This is a genomic window from Micrococcus antarcticus, from assembly GCF_044872765.1.
Lineage (GTDB): Bacteria > Actinomycetota > Actinomycetes > Actinomycetales > Micrococcaceae > Micrococcus.
Genome location: NZ_CP085253.1, coordinates 1,729,696 through 1,746,124, shown reverse-complemented (window position 1 = coordinate 1,746,124; position 16,429 = coordinate 1,729,696). Strand labels below are relative to the sequence as shown.

General features: G+C 71.9%; 21 protein-coding genes. 14 read left to right on the top strand and 7 right to left on the bottom strand.

The window, feature by feature from the left end; translation table 11 throughout:
• The first annotated feature begins 71 nt into the window (after window positions 1–71).
• The gene (locus LG274_RS08200) at window positions 72–569 is read left to right on the top strand and encodes a hypothetical protein (RefSeq protein ID WP_404463870.1); all 498 of its coding nucleotides are present in this window, start codon (window positions 72–74) and stop codon (window positions 567–569) included.
• A 15-nt stretch (window positions 570–584) separates the two neighbouring features.
• On the top strand, window positions 585–923 hold the full coding sequence (locus LG274_RS08195) for a GIY-YIG nuclease family protein (protein WP_404463868.1): 339 nt from the start codon (window positions 585–587) through the stop codon (window positions 921–923).
• Between the two features lie 777 nt (window positions 924–1,700).
• Here the strand turns inward: LG274_RS08195 and glpK are convergent.
• From glpK to LG274_RS08170, 5 genes are all read right to left on the bottom strand, one after another.
• Window positions 1,701–3,233, bottom strand: a complete 1,533-nt coding sequence (glpK, locus tag LG274_RS08190; protein WP_298988257.1) for a glycerol kinase GlpK — start codon at window positions 3,231–3,233, stop codon at window positions 1,701–1,703.
• Between the two features lie 111 nt (window positions 3,234–3,344).
• Window positions 3,345–4,067 carry an MIP/aquaporin family protein gene (locus LG274_RS08185; protein ID WP_298988255.1) on the bottom strand — a complete coding sequence of 241 codons (723 nt, stop codon included), beginning with the start codon at window positions 4,065–4,067 and terminating at the stop codon, window positions 3,345–3,347.
• Window positions 4,068–4,080: 13 nt separating this feature from the next.
• Window positions 4,081–5,820: an FAD-dependent oxidoreductase gene (locus LG274_RS08180; RefSeq protein WP_404463865.1), complete on the bottom strand. Its 1,740-nt coding sequence runs from the start codon at window positions 5,818–5,820 to the stop codon at window positions 4,081–4,083.
• 160 nt (window positions 5,821–5,980) lie between these two features.
• Entirely contained in the window at window positions 5,981–6,124 is a 144-nt protein-coding gene (locus LG274_RS08175) for a hypothetical protein (RefSeq protein WP_248116808.1), read from the bottom strand.
• Between the two features lie 61 nt (window positions 6,125–6,185).
• Window positions 6,186–6,461 carry a hypothetical protein gene (locus LG274_RS08170; RefSeq protein ID WP_095353548.1) on the bottom strand — a complete coding sequence of 92 codons (276 nt, stop codon included), beginning with the start codon at window positions 6,459–6,461 and terminating at the stop codon, window positions 6,186–6,188.
• Window positions 6,462–6,596: 135 nt separating this feature from the next.
• Between LG274_RS08170 and LG274_RS08165 the strand changes: the two genes are divergently transcribed.
• The gene (locus LG274_RS08165; RefSeq protein ID WP_298712104.1) at window positions 6,597–7,046 is read left to right on the top strand and encodes a hypothetical protein; all 450 of its coding nucleotides are present in this window, start codon (window positions 6,597–6,599) and stop codon (window positions 7,044–7,046) included.
• Between the two features lie 220 nt (window positions 7,047–7,266).
• On the opposite strand, the gene LG274_RS08160 is transcribed toward LG274_RS08165, so the two are convergent.
• A complete protein-coding gene (locus LG274_RS08160; RefSeq protein ID WP_404463862.1) occupies window positions 7,267–8,409 on the bottom strand; it encodes a GNAT family N-acetyltransferase in 1,143 nt (380 codons plus the stop codon).
• A 115-nt stretch (window positions 8,410–8,524) separates the two neighbouring features.
• Between LG274_RS08160 and LG274_RS08155 the strand changes: the two genes are divergently transcribed.
• The 7 genes from LG274_RS08155 to LG274_RS08125 all read left to right on the top strand — a co-directional run bounded on the left by LG274_RS08155 (window position 8,525) and on the right by LG274_RS08125 (window position 13,418).
• Window positions 8,525–8,794, top strand: a complete 270-nt coding sequence (locus tag LG274_RS08155; RefSeq protein WP_404466037.1) for a GNAT family N-acetyltransferase — start codon at window positions 8,525–8,527, stop codon at window positions 8,792–8,794.
• 68 nt (window positions 8,795–8,862) lie between these two features.
• On the top strand, window positions 8,863–10,083 hold the full coding sequence (locus LG274_RS08150; protein WP_404463860.1) for a Fic family protein: 1,221 nt from the start codon (window positions 8,863–8,865) through the stop codon (window positions 10,081–10,083).
• Between the two features lie 220 nt (window positions 10,084–10,303).
• Window positions 10,304–10,735 (top strand): alpha/beta hydrolase, encoded by a 432-nt coding sequence (locus tag LG274_RS08145; protein WP_366372016.1) that lies wholly within the window; start codon window positions 10,304–10,306, stop codon window positions 10,733–10,735.
• A 23-nt stretch (window positions 10,736–10,758) separates the two neighbouring features.
• Window positions 10,759–11,355 carry a DinB family protein gene (locus LG274_RS08140; RefSeq protein ID WP_404463857.1) on the top strand — a complete coding sequence of 199 codons (597 nt, stop codon included), beginning with the start codon at window positions 10,759–10,761 and terminating at the stop codon, window positions 11,353–11,355.
• Between the two features lie 194 nt (window positions 11,356–11,549).
• Window positions 11,550–12,119 carry a hypothetical protein gene (locus LG274_RS08135; protein ID WP_404463854.1) on the top strand — a complete coding sequence of 190 codons (570 nt, stop codon included), beginning with the start codon at window positions 11,550–11,552 and terminating at the stop codon, window positions 12,117–12,119.
• A gap of 33 nt (window positions 12,120–12,152) precedes the next feature.
• Window positions 12,153–12,308, top strand: coding sequence for a hypothetical protein (locus LG274_RS08130; RefSeq protein ID WP_366372012.1), 156 nt, complete (start codon window positions 12,153–12,155; stop codon window positions 12,306–12,308).
• Window positions 12,309–12,410: 102 nt separating this feature from the next.
• Window positions 12,411–13,418: a GIY-YIG nuclease family protein gene (locus LG274_RS08125; RefSeq protein WP_404463852.1), complete on the top strand. Its 1,008-nt coding sequence runs from the start codon at window positions 12,411–12,413 to the stop codon at window positions 13,416–13,418.
• On the opposite strand, the gene LG274_RS08120 is transcribed toward LG274_RS08125, so the two are convergent.
• Window positions 13,400–13,582, bottom strand: a complete 183-nt coding sequence (locus tag LG274_RS08120; protein ID WP_366372008.1) for a hypothetical protein — start codon at window positions 13,580–13,582, stop codon at window positions 13,400–13,402. The genes LG274_RS08125 and LG274_RS08120 overlap by 19 nt on opposite strands.
• A gap of 105 nt (window positions 13,583–13,687) precedes the next feature.
• On the opposite strand from LG274_RS08120, the gene LG274_RS08115 reads away from it, so the two are divergent.
• The 4 genes from LG274_RS08115 (at window position 13,688) to LG274_RS08100 (ending at window position 16,416) form a co-directional block, all read left to right on the top strand.
• Window positions 13,688–14,395 (top strand): GntR family transcriptional regulator, encoded by a 708-nt coding sequence (locus tag LG274_RS08115; RefSeq protein WP_404463850.1) that lies wholly within the window; start codon window positions 13,688–13,690, stop codon window positions 14,393–14,395.
• Complete coding sequence (locus tag LG274_RS08110) at window positions 14,392–14,754, top strand: CidA/LrgA family protein (RefSeq protein ID WP_002855541.1); 363 nt, start codon at window positions 14,392–14,394, stop codon at window positions 14,752–14,754. The genes LG274_RS08115 and LG274_RS08110 overlap by 4 nt, the downstream gene beginning before the upstream one ends.
• The gene (locus LG274_RS08105) at window positions 14,751–15,485 is read left to right on the top strand and encodes an LrgB family protein (RefSeq protein WP_404463847.1); all 735 of its coding nucleotides are present in this window, start codon (window positions 14,751–14,753) and stop codon (window positions 15,483–15,485) included. The genes LG274_RS08110 and LG274_RS08105 overlap by 4 nt, the downstream gene beginning before the upstream one ends.
• 178 nt (window positions 15,486–15,663) lie before the next feature.
• Complete coding sequence (locus LG274_RS08100; protein ID WP_366372002.1) at window positions 15,664–16,416, top strand: metal-dependent hydrolase; 753 nt, start codon at window positions 15,664–15,666, stop codon at window positions 16,414–16,416.
• Window positions 16,417–16,429 lie beyond the last annotated feature (13 nt).

The following is a 16,429-nucleotide window of genomic DNA, read 5'->3' as shown; positions in this document are numbered from 1 at the left end:
TGGTGGTCGACTGTGAGTCTGAAGTGTCAATCTGTCGATGTGGATCCGTCCCATGAGCAGAATGAGGTCCTATGCCGCACTCTGATCCGGTTCCCGAGCCGTTCGTCCTGACTCTTGGGGCGGTGCTCGACGCCGCTGGCCTGGACCCGCACGAGGTTCTTGCCATCCGTCACACATACAAGGCGGATGGGCTTCCCTCGCGGGCCGCGGCCACGCCCGAGCGCGTGCTCGCCTACACGCGCGAGCAGCTCCATAGCGGGAAGTTCCCGAAGGAGCCTGCCCGCTTCTGGCTGGTCTTCATGGCCGAGGGCGCGCTTCGCTCTCGCCTCACCGCCGTGTACGAGAACCGTGGGGAATCCGTGGCCGAGCGCACGCAGCGGCACCGGTACTACAACGTCGTGCCGGCGCCGCTGCTGGCCGCCCTTGAGGAGCGCCTTGTGGTGGGGTGGTCCGGAGGCGTCAGAAACTGGGTAATGCGGGGTTCGTCCGCGGCACGGTTCCCCGTCTTGGAGATCGCCGATCCCACCACGGAGGCGTTCCCCGGGTTCGACCACGTGCTGCTCAGCTAAGGGGGCTTGCAGTCGATGGTCGCCGAGACCCGCTATGCCGGCTGGCGCACCGCCCTGCAGGCTGTACGCGGGATCTACCTGATCGCCGATGAGACCGAGGGCCAGTGCTATGTGGGCAAGGCTGACGGCGAGCGTGGCGTGCTTGGTCGGTGGGAGGCCTACGCCCGGGATGGGCACGGCGGGAACGCGGCCCTGCGCGACGCCCTCGCCCTCGACCCCGCCCAGCCGAGCCGCTACACCTTCAGCCTGCTCCGCGTGTTCGGCTCCAACACCCCGCAGGCGGAGATCGACGCCGCGGAGAAGCACTACAAGGACGCGCTGATGACGCGTCGGTTCGGGCTGAACCGGAACTGAACGGACGTCGTTGTCCGGGGGGAGAGAGCGAAGGGCAGACGGGGGGATGGAATGCCCGCGCTGAGACTCGGAGAGGAGGACAAGTGCGCCATCCAGGCACTGCGGGCAGCGCTGAGTTCCTCGAATGCGACTGCCCACGAGCACACGGGGCATCTGCAAGCCCCCCGCATTGATGTCGTCGCGCGGCCCAGGTCTGATGGGTGTGAACGGCCCACCCGGAACCGGCAAGACGACCATGCTCCGGGACATCCTGGCGTCCAACGTCGTCGAACGAGCACGCCGATTGTCGGCGTGTGAGAACCCACTCGACGCCTTCACCGAACGCACCCATGAGTGGACCGGCGAGGGCAGGACGCGACGACGGGTGCGCAAACTCTGGCCCGAGGTGGTCGGCTTCGAAATGGTGGTGGCCCCGGCGAACAACGCGGCCGTGGAGAACATCTCCGAGGAGATTCCACATCGGAGCGCCATCAAGGACGGCCGAGACGTGGATGCGGACTACTTCGGCGAACTGGCCACCGCCGCCTTGGGCGGGAGCCGCGCGGAAGAGGGCACCCTGGGTGAGGACAGGTCGACGTCGGAGCAGCCGGGCACCTCGCGCCTGGAGGGCAGGGGACTGATCGCCGCGCGATCCGTGAGGTCGAACAGCACCTCGCCCGACCGCGCAAGGATCAGGAGGACTGTCACGCCAAACTGCTCGGGGGCCGCCTCGGCCCGGACCGGCCCGGGCGCACGGGACGCACGGGGCCGGCCGGACCGGCCTATGGATCGGACGGCTCAGCCCTGGGCCGACTCGACGTCCTCGTCGACCCAGTCGCGGGAGCGTTCCACGGCCTTCTTCCACAGCCGCAGGGCGCGCTCAGCCTCCTCCTCGTCCATGGTGGGCTCCCAGCGCTTGTCCTCTTCCCAGTTGGCCACGAGCTCGTCCTGGGACGCCCAGAACCCCACCGCCAGGCCTGCGGCGTAGGCGGCGCCGAGAGCGGTGGTCTCGACGACCTTGGGGCGCACGACGGGCACGCGCAGCAGGTCCGCCTGGAACTGCATGAGCAGCTCGTTGGCGACCATGCCACCGTCGACCTTCAGTTCGGTGAGGTCCACGCCGGAGTCCGCGTTCATGGCGTCCAGGACCTCGCGGCTCTGGAAGGCGGTGGCCTCGAGCGCCGCGCGGGCGATGTGCCCCTTGTTGACGTAACGCGTCATGCCCACCATGGCGCCGCGGGCCGCGGCGTCCCAGTGCGGGGCGAAGAGGCCGGAGAACGCGGGGACGAAGTACACGCCGCCGTTGTCCTCCACGCCGGCGGCCAGGGTCTCGACCTCCGGGGCGCTGCCGATCATCCCGAGGTTGTCCCGCAGCCACTGGATCAGCGAGCCGGTGACGGCGATCGAGCCCTCCAGCGCGTACACCGGCTTCTGGTCGCCGATGCGGTACGCCACCGTGGTGAGCAGGCCGTTGTCCGACTGCACCGGCTCCTCGCCGGTGTTGATCAGCATGAAGTTGCCGGTGCCGTACGTGTTCTTGGCCTGGCCGACCTCGAAGCACGCCTGGCCGAAGGTCGCCGCGTGCTGGTCGCCCAGGATGCCGGTGATCGGCGTCTCGCGCAGCAGCTGCTGGCCGGATACTGTGCCCACCTCGGCGGAGGAGCTGACGATCTCCGGAAGCATGGACATCGGGATGCCCATGTCCGCGCAGATCTCCTCGTTCCAGTCGAGGGTGTCCAGGTTCATCAGCATGGTGCGGGAGGCGTTGGTGACGTCGGTGACGTGCCGGCCGCCCTCGCCGCCGCCGGTGAGATTCCACACGAGCCACGAGTCCGTGGTGCCGAAGATGAGGTCGCCGTTCTCGGCGGCCTCCCGGGCACCGTCCACGTTCTCCAGAATCCAGGCCACCTTGGGGCCGGAGAAGTACGTGGCCAGGGGCAGCCCGACGCGCTCCTTGTAGCGGTCCGCGCCGACGTCGCCGGCCAGGCGCTCGCAGAGGCGGTCGGTGCGGGTGTCCTGCCACACGATGGCGTTGTACACCGGCTTGCCGGTGCTGCGGTCCCACACCACGGTGGTCTCACGCTGGTTCGTGATGCCCACGGCGGCGACGTCGTGTCGGGTCACCTCGGCGCGGGCCAGGGCCTCGCCGACGACCTCGCGGGTGTTCGTCCAGATCTCCACTGGGTCGTGCTCCACCCAGCCGGCGCGCGGGAAGATCTGCTCGTGTTCGCGCTGACCAGTGGACACGATGGCCCCACTGTGGTCGAAGAGGATCGCGCGCGTGGACGTGGTGCCCTGGTCGATGGCCATCACGTAGCGGGGGGTGGTCATGTCCTACTCCTTCGGAGGTGGTCACGGGGGTGTGGGGGTGGCGGGCACGTTCCCGCAGGGGAACGTGCCCGCCGGGGTTGGACGGGCAGACCGCTCAGATGAACGGGCTGCTCAGACGAACAGCGGCGCGGCGAGGCCCGCCAGGACGGCGCCGACGAGCGGGCCGACGATCGGCACCCAGGCGTAGCCCCAGTCCGAGCCGCCCTTGTGCCGGATCGGCGCGACGGCGTGGAACAGGCGGGGGCCCAGGTCGCGCGCCGGGTTGATGGCGTACCCCGTGGGGCCGCCCAGGCTCGCGCCGATCGCGACGACGAGCAGGGCCACCGCGAGCGGGCCGAGCCCGGAGGGGGTGGAGCCGAAGAGCAGGACCACGAACACCAGGACGAACGTGGCGATCAGCTCGGTGACCATGTTCCACAGCGGGTTGCGGATCTCGGGGCCTGTGGCGAAGGTGCCCAGGATCGCGCCCTGGTCCGTCTCCGCCTGGTAGTGGTCGCGGTAGGTCAGCCAGGCCAGGGCCGCGCCGAGGAAGGCGCCGATCAGCTGCGCCGCGAAGTACGCGAGCGTGGTGCCGAGGGTCACGGCGATGCCGGGGGCGTACTCCTCGGCGCCGCTGACGAGCAGGCCGACGGTCACGGCGGGGTTCAGGTGCGCACCGGTCGCGGCAGCGACGTAGACGCCCGCGAAGACGCCCAGCCCCCAGCCGAAGTTGATGAGCAGCCAGCCTCCGCCGTTGCCCTTGGTCTTCGTGAGGACGACGTTGGCGACGACGCCGACGCCGAGCAGGAGGAGGATCGCCGTGCCGGCGATCTCATACAGGAAGATCGTGCCCATGGACGGGCTCCTCTCAGTGGATGGGGGCGGCGTCGGCGGCTGCGAGCGCGGCGGCGGCGGTGACGTCGTCGTGGGCGGTCTCGCCGCGGAGGCGTGCGGCGACGAGGTCCTTGTACGCGCGGATCTCACCGGCGATGCGCTCAGCGTCCCAGCCCAGCTCGGGGGCCACGAGGGACGCGATCTCCTCGGCCGCCGCGACGCCACGGTCGCGGACCTCGGTGGACAGGCGCGTGCGGCGCTCGATGACGTCGTCCAGGTGGACGACGCCCTCGGCTCGGGCCGCGTAGACGATTTCGGCGCGCAGGTAGCGCGGCGCCCCGGCGAGAGGGACGCTCAGGGACCGGTCGGCGTCGATCAGGTCGAGCACGTGGCGCAGCACGGTGCCGTAGCGGAACAGGAGCCGGTCCACGCGGGCCTCGTCCAGGCCGTAGTCGGCGGCGATGCGGTCCGCCTCCGCCTCGATCTCCGAGTAGCCGAGGCCGCCGAGCACGGGGATGCGCTCGGTGAGGCTGGGACGGGTCGGGTGGGTCTCGCGCACCACGAAGTCCACGACGTCCTCGGCCATGGCCCGGTACGTGGTCCACTTGCCGCCGGCCACGGCGGTGAGGCCGGGGGCCACCTCGGTGACGGTGTGCTCACGGGAGATCTTGGTGGAGCCGCCGTCGGATCCGGTGACCGGCTGCAGGAGCGGGCGCAGGCCGGCGTACGTGGCGATCACGTCGTCACGCGTGAGGTCCTCCTTCAGCACAGCGTTGGCGTGCTCGAGGATGTAGTCGATGTCGTCCGCGGTGGTGGCCGGATGGGCCACGTCCTCCGCCCACGGGGTGTCCGTGGTGCCGATCACCCAGTACTCGTCCCACGGGATGAGGAACAGCACGGACTTCTCCGTCTTGGTGATCACGCCGGTGGCGGCGTCGGCGCGGATGCGGTCGCGCGGGACGGTGATGTGGGCGCCCTTGGAGGCGAGCACCTCGAGGCCGCCGTCGGCCTCGGCCAGCTCCTGCTGCTCCTGGGTCCACACGCCCCCGGCCAGGATGACGGCGCGCGCGTGCACGTCGAACTCCTCGCCGGAGGTCTCCTCGCGGACACGCACGCCCTGCACACGGCCGTCGTCGCCGCGCATGTAGTCGGTGACGGCGGTGTAGTTGGCGGCCACGGCGCCGTGGTCCACGGCGGAGCGCACGAGCATCATGGCCAGGCGGGCGTCGTCGAACTGGGCGTCGGCGTACTCCACCGCGCCGACGATCTTCTCGTCGTCGAGGGAGGGGAAGGTCGCGGCCATGGAGCGGCGGCTGAGATGGCGGTGCGCGCCCATCGCGCGGCGGCGGCCGAGCGACTGCATGGCGTCGTACATGGTGACGCCGGCGCCGATGAAGCCGCGGTCGATCACCTTGTGGAAGAACGGGAAGACGAAGCGCAGGGGGCGCACCAGGTGGGGCGCGGTCTGGGTGAGCAGCAGGTCGCGCTCACGCAGCGCCTCGTACACCAGCTTGACGTCCAGCATCTCGAGGTAGCGCAGGCCACCGTGCATGAGGCGGGAGGAGCGGGACGAGGTCCCGGAGGCCCAGTCGCGGGCCTCGACGATGCCCACGTCGAGGCCGCGGGTGGCCGCGTCGAACGCGGCGCCCACGCCGGTGGAGCCCCCGCCCACGATCAGGATGTCGAGGGGGGCCTCCGGGCTGGTGGCACGGAGGCGGGCGAGGTGGTCCTCCCGCGTGGCGGCGGAGAGGGGGACGGTTCGCAGGGTCGGCATGGAGGGGTTGCTCCTTTATCGGTGGAGGCACAGCGTAGTGGCGTGGCTCACGATACCCGGTGTCACGTCACGAGATCCGGTATCAGCACGATCCGAGGTCCATGACGTCACTCCCGGGCCGCGGGTATCCACGCGGCGGCCACGCGCCGGGTGGGCGTGGTCAGGCCTTCCACCACATGCCGGTGAGGTCCTCGGTGCCGTAGGCGGTGACGGGCCCGGTCTCGCGGAACCCGAGCCGCTCGTACAGGGGCACATTGGCGCGCGTGGAGGCGACCCGTCTCGCACGGTCCCCGGGCTGTGGCACCTCACCCTGTCCCGCTGGAACGAGGGTGGAGCGCCCCGGGTGACGCGTGCCCCGGGCGGTGTCACTGCTGGCTCTGAAGCATCTCCACGACGTACCCGATGAACAGGGCGAGCGGGAAGCTGACGACAGCCAGCGCGCCGGACAGCAGCGCCAGCAGAACGCGTTTCGCCGCAGCGAAGCAGAGCGCGGACAGTGCGTAGCAGCCGATGATCAGGGCGAAGAAGGCCATCGTCTCCCGAGGCGTCTCCGAGCCCGTGATCAGCAGGAGAACCAGGATGCCGGTGGAGATAGCGAAGGCGGCCAGTCCCGCGATGGTGAAGGCTCCCGTTCGCGTCATGGCGTCGAACCTATGTACGCGGTGAGGGTGAGTTGTCCGGGCCTTCACTCGTCTGGCCTCAAGTCCAATCCCCAGCATCACCGGTGAAGACGCCCCACGCGCCCTCGGGTGAGGCCCCGCCCCTACACTCCGATGATGGACATCACCGTCGGCGCCGTCGGCCGCGCCTCGCTCTCGGACTGGGAGCAGGAATGCTGCGGTGACCCGATCGCCGTGGGGGAAGTCCACGAGCTGATCCTGCTGCCCTCCCGGGGAGTGAGTCAGGCTGGGCCCCTGGCATCTGCAGGCTGGATCGTCACCCATCACGACGACGGCAGCCCCGCCGGGTCGATCCCGTTGCGTCGTGTGCGGGCCGTGGTGAGGGCGGCACACGAGGTGTGGCCCTCGGGGCGGCTCGCCGAGATCGACCGCGTCCCCGGCCACGCTGATCTGACGATCCTTGAGCCGGAGGAGGCCACCGGCCTCAGTATGGGGGAGGTCGTCTACGTCGGCGCCTACGAGCCGGTGCTCCCCGAGACTCCCCGCCCTGACGAGTGGCTTCTCGACCTGGAGATCCTCGAGGACCTCGGTCCGCACACCTGGTGAGCCTCGCGAGTCCACCCCCTCACGGTGTCGAGCTACATGGGGTGAGCGTAGAAGTCCGTTCGGCGGCACGGATTGCGCCCGACACGCCGACCTCGGTGCGCATGGATGCGAACGTTCACATCACCGCATCCCCACGCCTCTCCACGATGCGCACGTGGGGGATTTCTCTTTCGCCACGGGGCCCTAGGCGGTTCTTCCGGAGCTGACGTTGCCTTCGTCGTCATAGATGGCCCCTCACCCCCCGGTCGCTCGCGAGCATCGCGTAGACGAGGGTGTCCGTCCACTCGCCCTTGCTCCACAGGTCCTGCCGGTGGTGTGCCTCTCGACGCATCCCGAGCGTCTCGGCCAGTCGGGCGGACGCCGTGTTGCGGGCATCCATCTGTGCCACCACCCGGTGCAGGCCAGACGTCTCGAACCCCAGGTCCAGCAGCGCAGCCGCGGCCTCCCGGGCGAAGCCTTGACCGGCATGCCGCGGATCCAGTGCCCAGCCGATCTCCGCGACACCGCGCTCGCGGTCCGTCAGCCACAGGATCACGTCACCCACGGGGACGCCCGCGTGCTCCACCACCAGGGACACCGCCCCGGACGGGCCGCCGAGGCCGTCCCACGTGATCCGCTTGGCCAGCTTCGCCCGCGCGGTCGCCTCGTCCCAGGGCTCGTCCAGCAGGTGGCGCACCACCTCGGGCTGCGTGTACATCTCCTGCAACCAGCCGAAGTCGTCCTCCCGGTGCGGCCGCAGCGTCAGCCGCGCGGTGGGCAACGGCCAGTCAGGAGCGCGGCCGCCCGCAGCCGCGCCCTCCTTGCGCCCCGCCAGAGGCGGGGCGTCGACGTCGGCGGGGACCGGCGTCGTCGTGCCGGACGCCCAGTCCTGGCGCAACATTGCGTAGGCCACGGACGCGAGCGGCTCGCCGGCGTCCACGGGCCAGCCGCGCCGGTAGTGCGCCTCCTTGACCCAGCCGGCCCGGCGGAAGGTGCGCAGCATGGGGACGTTGTCCTCGCGGGTCTGGCCCTCGAAGCGGTCCACCGCGGGCATCGTCTCGAAGACGTGCCGGGTGAGCGCGGTGAGAATCTGCGCGCCGAGCCCGCGCCCGCGGAACCGCTCCGCCACGCGCAGGTCGAACAAGGGGGTGGGGTCCGTGAGGTCCTCCAGGCGCACCACGCCGACGCGGCCGTGCTCGGGATGCTCGATCCAGAAGGTGCGGTGGTCCTCATCCTCCCAGGCGCCGCCATCGACGGCCTCCTCCGCCTCCGGCCGGCTGACGCGCGGGCGCGTGTGGAACGGCCACGCGTTCTCGGTGAGCAGGGCGACGAGCGCGTCCCGGTCGGCGCCTGCCGGGTCGAGCGGAGCGAAGGTGACGTCCATGGGGCCGAGAGTAGGGGAGGGACGTCACCGCCGCCCGCTGCCGTGACCCCATGGCCACGCCCCTCCTCGACCTCGCGGCGCGCCGCGCGAGGAAGCCCGGGACGCGCAGGCCGAGATCGGCTGGACCATAGCAACGGCCCACGCCGGCCGGGGCCACGCCACCGAGCTGGCCTGTGCCCTGCTGGACCTCGCCTTCGCGGGCCTCGGCGTCCGACCCGTGGAGGCTCACGCCTTCGCGGACAACGCGCCCATCCCGCGCGTGATGGAGAAGGTCGGCCTGCGCCACGAGGGCACCTTTAAGGAGGCGTCACTGCACCGCACCCGCGGCTGGGTGGACGGCGTCACTGACGCGATGCTCGCCTCGGAGCATCGGGCCCGGGGCTGACGGCTTTCCATCTCACGACGCCCAGAAGTACGCAACGCTCTAGACATAACGTTGCGTAAGGTTGTGGCATGAGCAACGATCTGCGCCCGACCCCGTGGGTCGTCGGGTGGGAGCAGCGCCCCTGGACTGCGGACCCCGACGACGCCGGCGTCCTCACCCGCCGCGCTCGCGTGCGCGCGGCGGGCCCGTATCGAGCCGCGCTCCCAGCCCGTATCGCCCGACTCGGGTTCGACCTGCCCTCCGATCTGGCCACCGAGGTCGAGGAGGCGACGGCCGCCGTCGTGCGCTTCGATGCTGAGATCAGCCACGCCCTCCCGGGGCTCACTGGAGAGATCGCCCCGATCGACGCGGTGCTCCTGCGCACTGAGTCCGCGTCCTCCTCGCAGATCGAGCACATCACCGCGGGCGCGCGAGCCCTCGCCCTGGCGACTCTCGGCGAACGCACCCGCCCGAACGCAGCGCTCGTGGCGGCGAACGTGAGGGCCATGGGCGCTGCTTCCCGGCTGGCCGCCGACCTCGACGAGCCCGCCCTGCTGGCCGCCCATCGTGCCCTCATGGACGGTCAGGAGCATGCCCGGCCGGGCGCCTACCGCGATGCGCAGGGGTGGATCGGGGGAGGGGCACCCACGCCGCACACGGCGCAGTTCGTCCCGCCCCACCCGGAGCGCCTGCGTTCCGGGATGGACGATCTCTTCGCCTATCTGCGACGCACGGACGTGCCCGCCCTCGTGCAGGCCGCCATCGCACACGCCCAGTTCGAGACCATCCACCCGTTCGCGGACGGCAACGGCCGCACCGGGCGCGTCCTCGTGCACGCCGTCCTGCACCGGGCCGGCGCGATCACCCGCATGGGGGTGCCCCTCTCCGCGGGACTCCTCACGGACACGGCCGGATACTTCGACGCCCTCACCGCCTACCGCGACGGCGACCCCGCGCCCATCGTGCGCCGCTTCGCGCAGGCCGCCCTGGCCGCCGTCGACAACGGCCGAGAGCTCGTCGCGGACCTGGACGAGGCCCTGACCGGCTGGCGCGAGCGGCTCACCGCCCGGCGGGACGCGGCGGTCTGGCGGGCGCTCGCGGTGATCATCGCGCAACCCGCCGTGACCGTGGACCATCTGGCCCAGGCGCTGGGTGTCTCGCGCCCGGCCGCCCAGCGGGCCGTGGACCAGCTTGTCGAGGCCGGCGCTCTGCAGTCCGTCTCCGGTCAGCGGCGGAACCGGGTGTGGCTGGCCACCGAGGTGCTCGCCTGCCTGGACGAGTTCGCCGCGCGTGTGGGCCGGCGGGGCTGACGGGGGCGGTCTACAGGGTTGACCAGCCTCAGTGCCGTATGTAGTGCCCCGGCTATGGTCAGGCGAACACACGAGGTGAGGCCCGCGGGATGACTCGCGGTCCGTCAGCCACAGGATCACGTCCCCACGGGCATGCCCACGTTCCCCACCACCAGAGACACCGATCCGGCAGGGCCAGCCAAGGTCGTCCTCCCGGTGTGGGCGCAGCGTCAGGCGCGCGGTGCGCAACGGCCAGTCAGGGGCGGGGCCGCCCGCAACCGCGCCATCCCCGCGCTCCACCCGGGACGTCGACGTCGGCGGGGACCGGCGTCGACGTGCCGGAGGCCCAGTCCTGCCGAAGGACCGCGTACGCCACGGACGCGAGCGGCTCGAGGAAACGGACGCCGGCTGGGTGCCACGCTTCGACGTCGACGTGCTGGAGACCGCCCTGTGGCCCGTCCACGCGCGGCCCCGGTGGGAGGAATGGGGGCAGATCGGCGCGCCAACCCTGCTGATCAGCGGGGAGAACGGGTACGTGCCCGCCGGAGAGCTGGACGAGATGCGGCGGCGGCGCCCGGATGTGCGGCACGTGCAGGTGCCCGGTGCGGGGCACGACGTGCACCTGGAGGCGCCGGAGCGGGTGGCTGAGCTCGTGCGGGGGTTCGCGGCCTGATTGCTCTGGGGCAGGATCACCTCATGGACCACAAGCAGATCCTCCACGACGGGCTGCGCCGCCAGCGCGCGGCCCTCCTGCAGAAGCTCGAGGGCCTCAGCGAGCGCGACGCCCGCCTGCCGCGCACTCCCACCGGCACCAACCTGCTGGGACTGGTCAAGCACGCCGCCGTCATCGAGCTGGAGTACTTCGGCGAGACGTTCGGCCGCCCCGCCGAGGTGCAGCTGCCCTGGGCGGCGGCGGGGCAGCCGGAGGAGGACAACGTGGACATGTTCGCCGCCGAGGGTGAGTCCCTCGAGGACGTCCTCGAGTTCGCCCGCCGCTGCTTCGCCCACACGGACGAGACCATCACGGCCCTCGGCGCCGACGCCCCCGGGCGGGTGGCGTGGTGGCCCGACGACAAGGCGGAGGTCACGCTCGCGCAGATCATCGCGCATGTCGCCCTGGACGAGGCCCGGCACGCCGGCCACGCGGACATCCTGCGGGAGCAGATCGACGGGCAGGCCGGCCTGCGCGCCCCGGGGAACAACCTGCCCCCGTGGGACGCCCACCGCTGGGCCGCCCACGTGGACCGTCTGACCGCCATCGCGGAGGGAAGCGGCGGGCCGGGCCGGAACTGAAGGCACATGCCTCCCGTGCCCGACCTGCCTGCCTGCCTGCCTCGAGTGCGAGCCGCTGACCCGCGCCGTCGTCACCGGTTACGCCGCGAAGGTGACGGCCGAGGACCGCGCCGTGCAGCGGGACGCCTTCATCGCCGCGATGGTGTGGGGGTACGGGACGGGTCGGTTACGGCCCGTCCCGGGTGGAGCGCATCATGGCGCAGCCCGGGTTCGAGGAGCAGCTCGCCGACGTCACCCGCATCACCCTCGAGCAGGGCGGGCCCGCGGCCCTCGAGCACATTCGGCAGCAGCGCAAGAGCGGGGCCGGCTGCCTCAAGCACCTCGGCGGGGCCTTCGGCACCAAGTACCTCTCCTTCCTCACCAAGGCCCACCGGGAGTCCGACATCGCCCCCGTCCTCGACTCCGTGGTGCGCGCCTGGTTCGCCGAGCATGTGAAGGACGTCGACGTCCGGATCGGCGGCGGCTGGACCTACCCCGACAGGTACCGGACGTACGTCACGACCATGCAGGCGTGGGATGAGGAACTCAAGATCCCGGCCGACGACGTCGAGCGGCTCATCTTCCTGGAGCAGCAGGACGCCACTCAGGAGCCCTGGCGGGAGAGCTGGAGTTCCACCGCCGCGGACGCAGAGGCTGGCGAGCTCCTCGAGGCCCTCCGCCTCGCGCTGGCCGACCTGGGCGCCGGGGACGACGCCGAACCCCACCTGCAGGCTCTGGAGGATGTCATCGCCGAGGCAGAGGACCGGGCGCCCGACGAGGCGTGAAGCGCCGCCCTCCTGCGCGCGGTTGGCGTTGAGATGAACGTGTTCGCTGAGCAGCTGATCGGCGACGAGTCCGGCGTGCACCGCGGCCTGTACCTGCGCGTCGTGGACCACGTCCCGTGGCTGCGCGACTTCGCATGCGACGACCTCCACGTCTTCGGCCCCGAGGACTGGTGGATTCTGGCGCGGTGAGGGGTCAGCGATCCATCGCCAGGGCGCCTACCGTGTCCAGGACCCTCCGTGGGCTCGAGGCGCAGCCGGGGTAGATGTCCCGGACGAAGAGAGGACATTGGCATGACCACCAAGGCGGGGCTCATCGCGGCCGCTTCCCATGCTCTGCAGAACGACCCTCAGCTGTTCGCACGCGTCGAGGACGGCGGCGTGGTCATCGGTGGGCGTGACGGCGAGGTCGTGCCGGATTCGACCGGGCTGTACGCGGTTGTCTCGCAGGATCCTGACGCAGTGCGAGCCGAGCTGCGATTAGACACGTCTGTCAGTCGAAGCGATGTGCTTTACATCGGCAAGGCCGAGGGCAGCCTGCGGGCCCGCCTGGAACGCAAGCATTTCGCGGATGCCGGCACCGCGCACTCCACTCTGCGCCGCACCCTGGCCGCACTCCTGGTGGATCGGCTGGACCTGGAGCCGGTCGCCGTCGCCTCCGCGGGTCGATTCACCCTCACCCCGGAGAGCGGCGAGCAGCTGACCACCTGGATGCGGCGCCACCTCGCCGTCCGCGTGTGGCAGGCACCCGCCAGGTTCGCAGACGTGACACCGCTCGGGGGCATTGAGAAGCCTGTGATCGACACGCACACCCCGCCGTTGAACCTCACCTACGGCGGCACCAGCCCCGAAGCACAGGTGCTCCGCCAGCGCATCCGGAAGGCCCGCACGGCCATGGCGGAGCAGGCGAAGCGCGGTGTGGACGTGGTGGAGGCCGATTCGTCGGCGCGCGCGACCGTCGGCGACTTGTTCCGCCGCCGCCCCCGCCAGTACGGGCTGCGGGGAAGCGTCGGTCTCTGGGAGGAGCTCGCTGAACGGCTCGACGACACCCCCATGCCCGCCAGTGAGTATGAACTCGGCCGGCTCCTGCACGATGCGCTCGAACGCTCCCTCGAGGGGGCTGAGCCTTACGACGAGGACAAGGTCAACGTGGAGCGGTTCAACCGCGGAGGCATGAGTCAGGGCCTTGTCCACCTGCCCTGGTGGGAGGACCAGGCCATCCCCCTCCTCCTCGACCGCTGGGGAGCCTGGGCAGACACCCACGGCCTCCTCGGCTCGGAGGACTACATCGGGAGCTGGTAACCCGGCAGTGTGTGGTGCCTGCCGCCGTCGTCGATGGCCTCCTTCGCCACCGGCCGGGTGAGGTGGGGGCGCACAGGGAAGGCCCACGCGTTGCCGGTGGGCAGCGCAATGAGCTCCGCGCGGTCCGCGCCGGCGGGGTCGAGACGGGTGATGGCGACAGTCATGGGGTGAGGGTGGGCGCCGGCATCATGGGCCCCTCCCCACCCGGGCGCCTTCCGGGTCCGACACAATGCATACATCCATGCATGCATCTGGTTATTCTGGCCCGCATGACTCCACTCTCCGACCCCTTATGGGGCAGTCGTGCCACGGCTGCCGGCCGCCTGGCCCACGACGTCGCCTGGCGCATCGTCCGCGGTGAGATCGCCGCGGGGGAGATGCTCACCGAGGTCCAGCTCTCCACGGAGGCCGGCATCTCCCGGACGCCGGCCCGGGAGGCCCTCCTCCAGCTCGAGCGCTGGGGCCTGGTGCGGCTCCTCCCCAAGAAGGGTGCGGCGGTGCAGGCCCTCACGCCGCAGAGCGTGGCCGACCTCACGGCCCTGCGCGGCATCCTCGAGTCCACCGCCCTCGCCACGGTCGCCGCGCGGCCCGACGCCGTCGGGCCCCTCGTCGCCACGCTCACCGCCAACCTGGAGCAGCAGCGCGCCGCCCTGGACGCCGGCGACCTCGCGGCGTTCTCCGCGCTGGACGTGCGCTTCCACCGGGACGTGATCGCCACGTGCGGCAACGCCGCCTTCGACGAGGTCGTGCGCACCTTCGCCCCCCGCCTGGCCCGCCTCATCCACGCCGCCACCGGCGGATCCGTCGACGCCGCCCGCCGCCTCCTCGATGGGCACGCCGAGATCTGCGCTCAGCTGGCCGCCGGGCGCGCCGCGGACGCCCAGCGCGCCCTGCAGGCGCACCTCGACGCCGCGGGGACCGGCGTCGTCCCCGGCCTGCCGCGCGTGGGCTCGTCCGAGGCGGGTGAACCCCGATGATCGAGGGCCTGCTGATCCTGCTGCTCTGCCAGCTGGCGGGCACGCTCGTGGCCGACACGCTGCACCTGCCGATCCCCGGGGCCGTGCTGGGCATGCTCCTGCTGCTCGGCCTGCTCGCGTGGCGCCGGCCGGCCGAGGACGCGCCGGTGATGACGGCGAGCCACCACCTGCTCCAGCACCTGCCGCTGCTGTTCGTCCCGGCGGGCGTCGGCGTCGTCGCGGTGCTGGGCCTCATCGGGGAACACCGGGCGCTGATGCTGGTCGGCTTCGTGGTGCCCTGGCTGCTGGGGCTGGTGGTCACCGCCGGCGTCGCCGCCCCGCTCGCCCGCCGCCTCACGGACAAGGAGGACGCACAGTGAACGCCGCCGAACTCACCGACTCCCTCGCCGAGGCCTGGGACGCGCTCCTGCACACACCGCTGTTCGGCATCGCGCTGACCCTCGCCCTCGCCGTGCTCGCCCGCCGCCTGTGGCTCGCCGCCCGGCAGACCGCCCTGCTCACGCCCGTGCTCGTGACGATCGTGCTGGTGGCCGCGTTCCTGGCCCTGACCGGCATCGACTACGAGACTTACATGATCGGCGGCAGCTACCTCACCTTCCTGCTGGGCCCCGCCACCGTGGCCCTCGCCGTCCCCCTGTACCGGGCCGGGCCTGACATCCGGAAGCTGCTGCTGCCGATCGCCGTCGGGGTCACCGTCGGCTCGCTGACCGCCATGGTGAGCGCCGTGCTGATCGTGCGGCTGATGGGCGGGGACGCAGCGCTGGCCGCCACGTTCGCCCCCAAGTCCGCGACCACGCCGATCGCCATGGCGGTGGCCGACGCCGGCGGCGGGATCGTCTCCCTCGCCGCCGTGCTCCCCGTGCTCACCGGCGTGCTCGGCGCCGTGCTCGCCCCCTGGGTGCTCGACCGGCTGCGCGTGCGCGACCCCCGCGTGCGCGGCCTGGCCATCGGCGTGAGCTCCCACGGCATCGGGACCGCCCGCGCCCTCGCCGAGGGGCCGAAGACCGGCGCGTTCTCCGCCCTCGCCATGGCCTGCTCCGGCGTGCTCACCGCCCTGCTGGCCCCGCTGGTGCTGGCGATGACGGGGTGAGGGGCCGGGCGGCTGCCCAGCGGCCGGGCAGCCGCCTCGACCCGCTCCGGCTGCGGCGTCGCCCTTACCGTGTCTGCCCCGCCTGCCACCCTGGTCCTCTTCCTTCCCCGCGGGCCGCCCGCCGGCCCTCGCGGGCGCGGTGACGCGGCCCGGTCCTGCGAACGAGAGGACCCCACCCATGATGGGCCCGTCCCACGCGGTCACCGGCGCCGCGGCCTGGCTGGCGCTCACGCACTGGCAGTCGCCGGTCGCCGTGCTGCACCTGCCCGCCGAACTCCAGCTGCTCGGCGCCGTGACCACCGCCGGCGCGGCCATGATCAGCGACTGGGACCACCCCCGCGCCACCGTCGTCCACGCCCTGCCGCCCCTGACCGAGTGGATGAGTCGCGGCATCCGCCACGTGGCCGGCGGGCATCGACGCGGCACACACTCGCTGGTGGGGATTGCGGCGTTCACCGCCATCGCCACGGCGGCCGCCTCCATCCAGGTGCCGATCGCGGGGCACGTCTACACGCCGGGGCAGGGGGTCATCGCCGCGTTCCTGGCGGCCGTGGCCGCCAAGGCCCTCCGACTGCTCCCGAACCGGGGATGGAGGGCCGCGTGGGCACTCGGCATCCTGGTCGCGGTGTCGGCGACCGTCCTCAGCGACGGGCTGTGGTGGATCCCCGCCTCCGTGGCCGTCGGCGTGAGCGTGCACATCCTCGGCGACGCCCTCACCGACAACGGGGTGGCCCTGCTCTGGCCGCTCAGTCCGGAGCCTCCCGCGCGCCTGCGGTGGTGGCAGTCCTCCGGACGGTTCCGGCTCCCCCTGCTCGGCCGGACCGGGTCCTGGCGGGAGTGGGTGCTCGTCTCGGTGGTCACGGCGTTCACCGTGGTGCGGGCCGTGCGGCTCCTCCCGCTCGCTGTTCGGGGGGTGGCGGCACTGTTCTGAGCGGCGGCACCCG

Bases quoted from the DNA above. Each gene is read 5' to 3' on its own strand.
- LG274_RS08135 (WP_404463854.1), top strand. From the start codon at position 11,550: ATGGCGCAGCCCGGGTTCGAGGAGCAGCTCGCCGACGTCACCCGCATC.
- LG274_RS08185 (WP_298988255.1), bottom strand. From the start codon at position 4,067: ATGGGCACGATCTTCCTGTATGAGATCGCCGGCACGGCGATCCTCCTC.
- LG274_RS08170 (WP_095353548.1), bottom strand. From the start codon at position 6,461: ATGACGCGAACGGGAGCCTTCACCATCGCGGGACTGGCCGCCTTCGCT.
- LG274_RS08180 (WP_404463865.1), bottom strand. From the start codon at position 5,820: ATGCCGACCCTGCGAACCGTCCCCCTCTCCGCCGCCACGCGGGAGGAC.
- glpK (WP_298988257.1), bottom strand. From the start codon at position 3,233: ATGACCACCCCCCGCTACGTGATGGCCATCGACCAGGGCACCACGTCC.
- LG274_RS08200 (WP_404463870.1), top strand. From the start codon at position 72: ATGCCGCACTCTGATCCGGTTCCCGAGCCGTTCGTCCTGACTCTTGGG.
- LG274_RS08140 (WP_404463857.1), top strand. From the start codon at position 10,759: ATGGACCACAAGCAGATCCTCCACGACGGGCTGCGCCGCCAGCGCGCG.
- LG274_RS08115 (WP_404463850.1), top strand. From the start codon at position 13,688: ATGACTCCACTCTCCGACCCCTTATGGGGCAGTCGTGCCACGGCTGCC.
- LG274_RS08120 (WP_366372008.1), bottom strand. From the start codon at position 13,582: ATGACTGTCGCCATCACCCGTCTCGACCCCGCCGGCGCGGACCGCGCG.
- LG274_RS08130 (WP_366372012.1), top strand. From the start codon at position 12,153: ATGAACGTGTTCGCTGAGCAGCTGATCGGCGACGAGTCCGGCGTGCAC.
- LG274_RS08160 (WP_404463862.1), bottom strand. From the start codon at position 8,409: ATGGACGTCACCTTCGCTCCGCTCGACCCGGCAGGCGCCGACCGGGAC.
- LG274_RS08110 (WP_002855541.1), top strand. From the start codon at position 14,392: ATGATCGAGGGCCTGCTGATCCTGCTGCTCTGCCAGCTGGCGGGCACG.
- LG274_RS08100 (WP_366372002.1), top strand. From the start codon at position 15,664: ATGATGGGCCCGTCCCACGCGGTCACCGGCGCCGCGGCCTGGCTGGCG.
- LG274_RS08125 (WP_404463852.1), top strand. From the start codon at position 12,411: ATGACCACCAAGGCGGGGCTCATCGCGGCCGCTTCCCATGCTCTGCAG.
- LG274_RS08195 (WP_404463868.1), top strand. From the start codon at position 585: ATGGTCGCCGAGACCCGCTATGCCGGCTGGCGCACCGCCCTGCAGGCT.
- LG274_RS08165 (WP_298712104.1), top strand. From the start codon at position 6,597: ATGGACATCACCGTCGGCGCCGTCGGCCGCGCCTCGCTCTCGGACTGG.
- LG274_RS08150 (WP_404463860.1), top strand. From the start codon at position 8,863: ATGAGCAACGATCTGCGCCCGACCCCGTGGGTCGTCGGGTGGGAGCAG.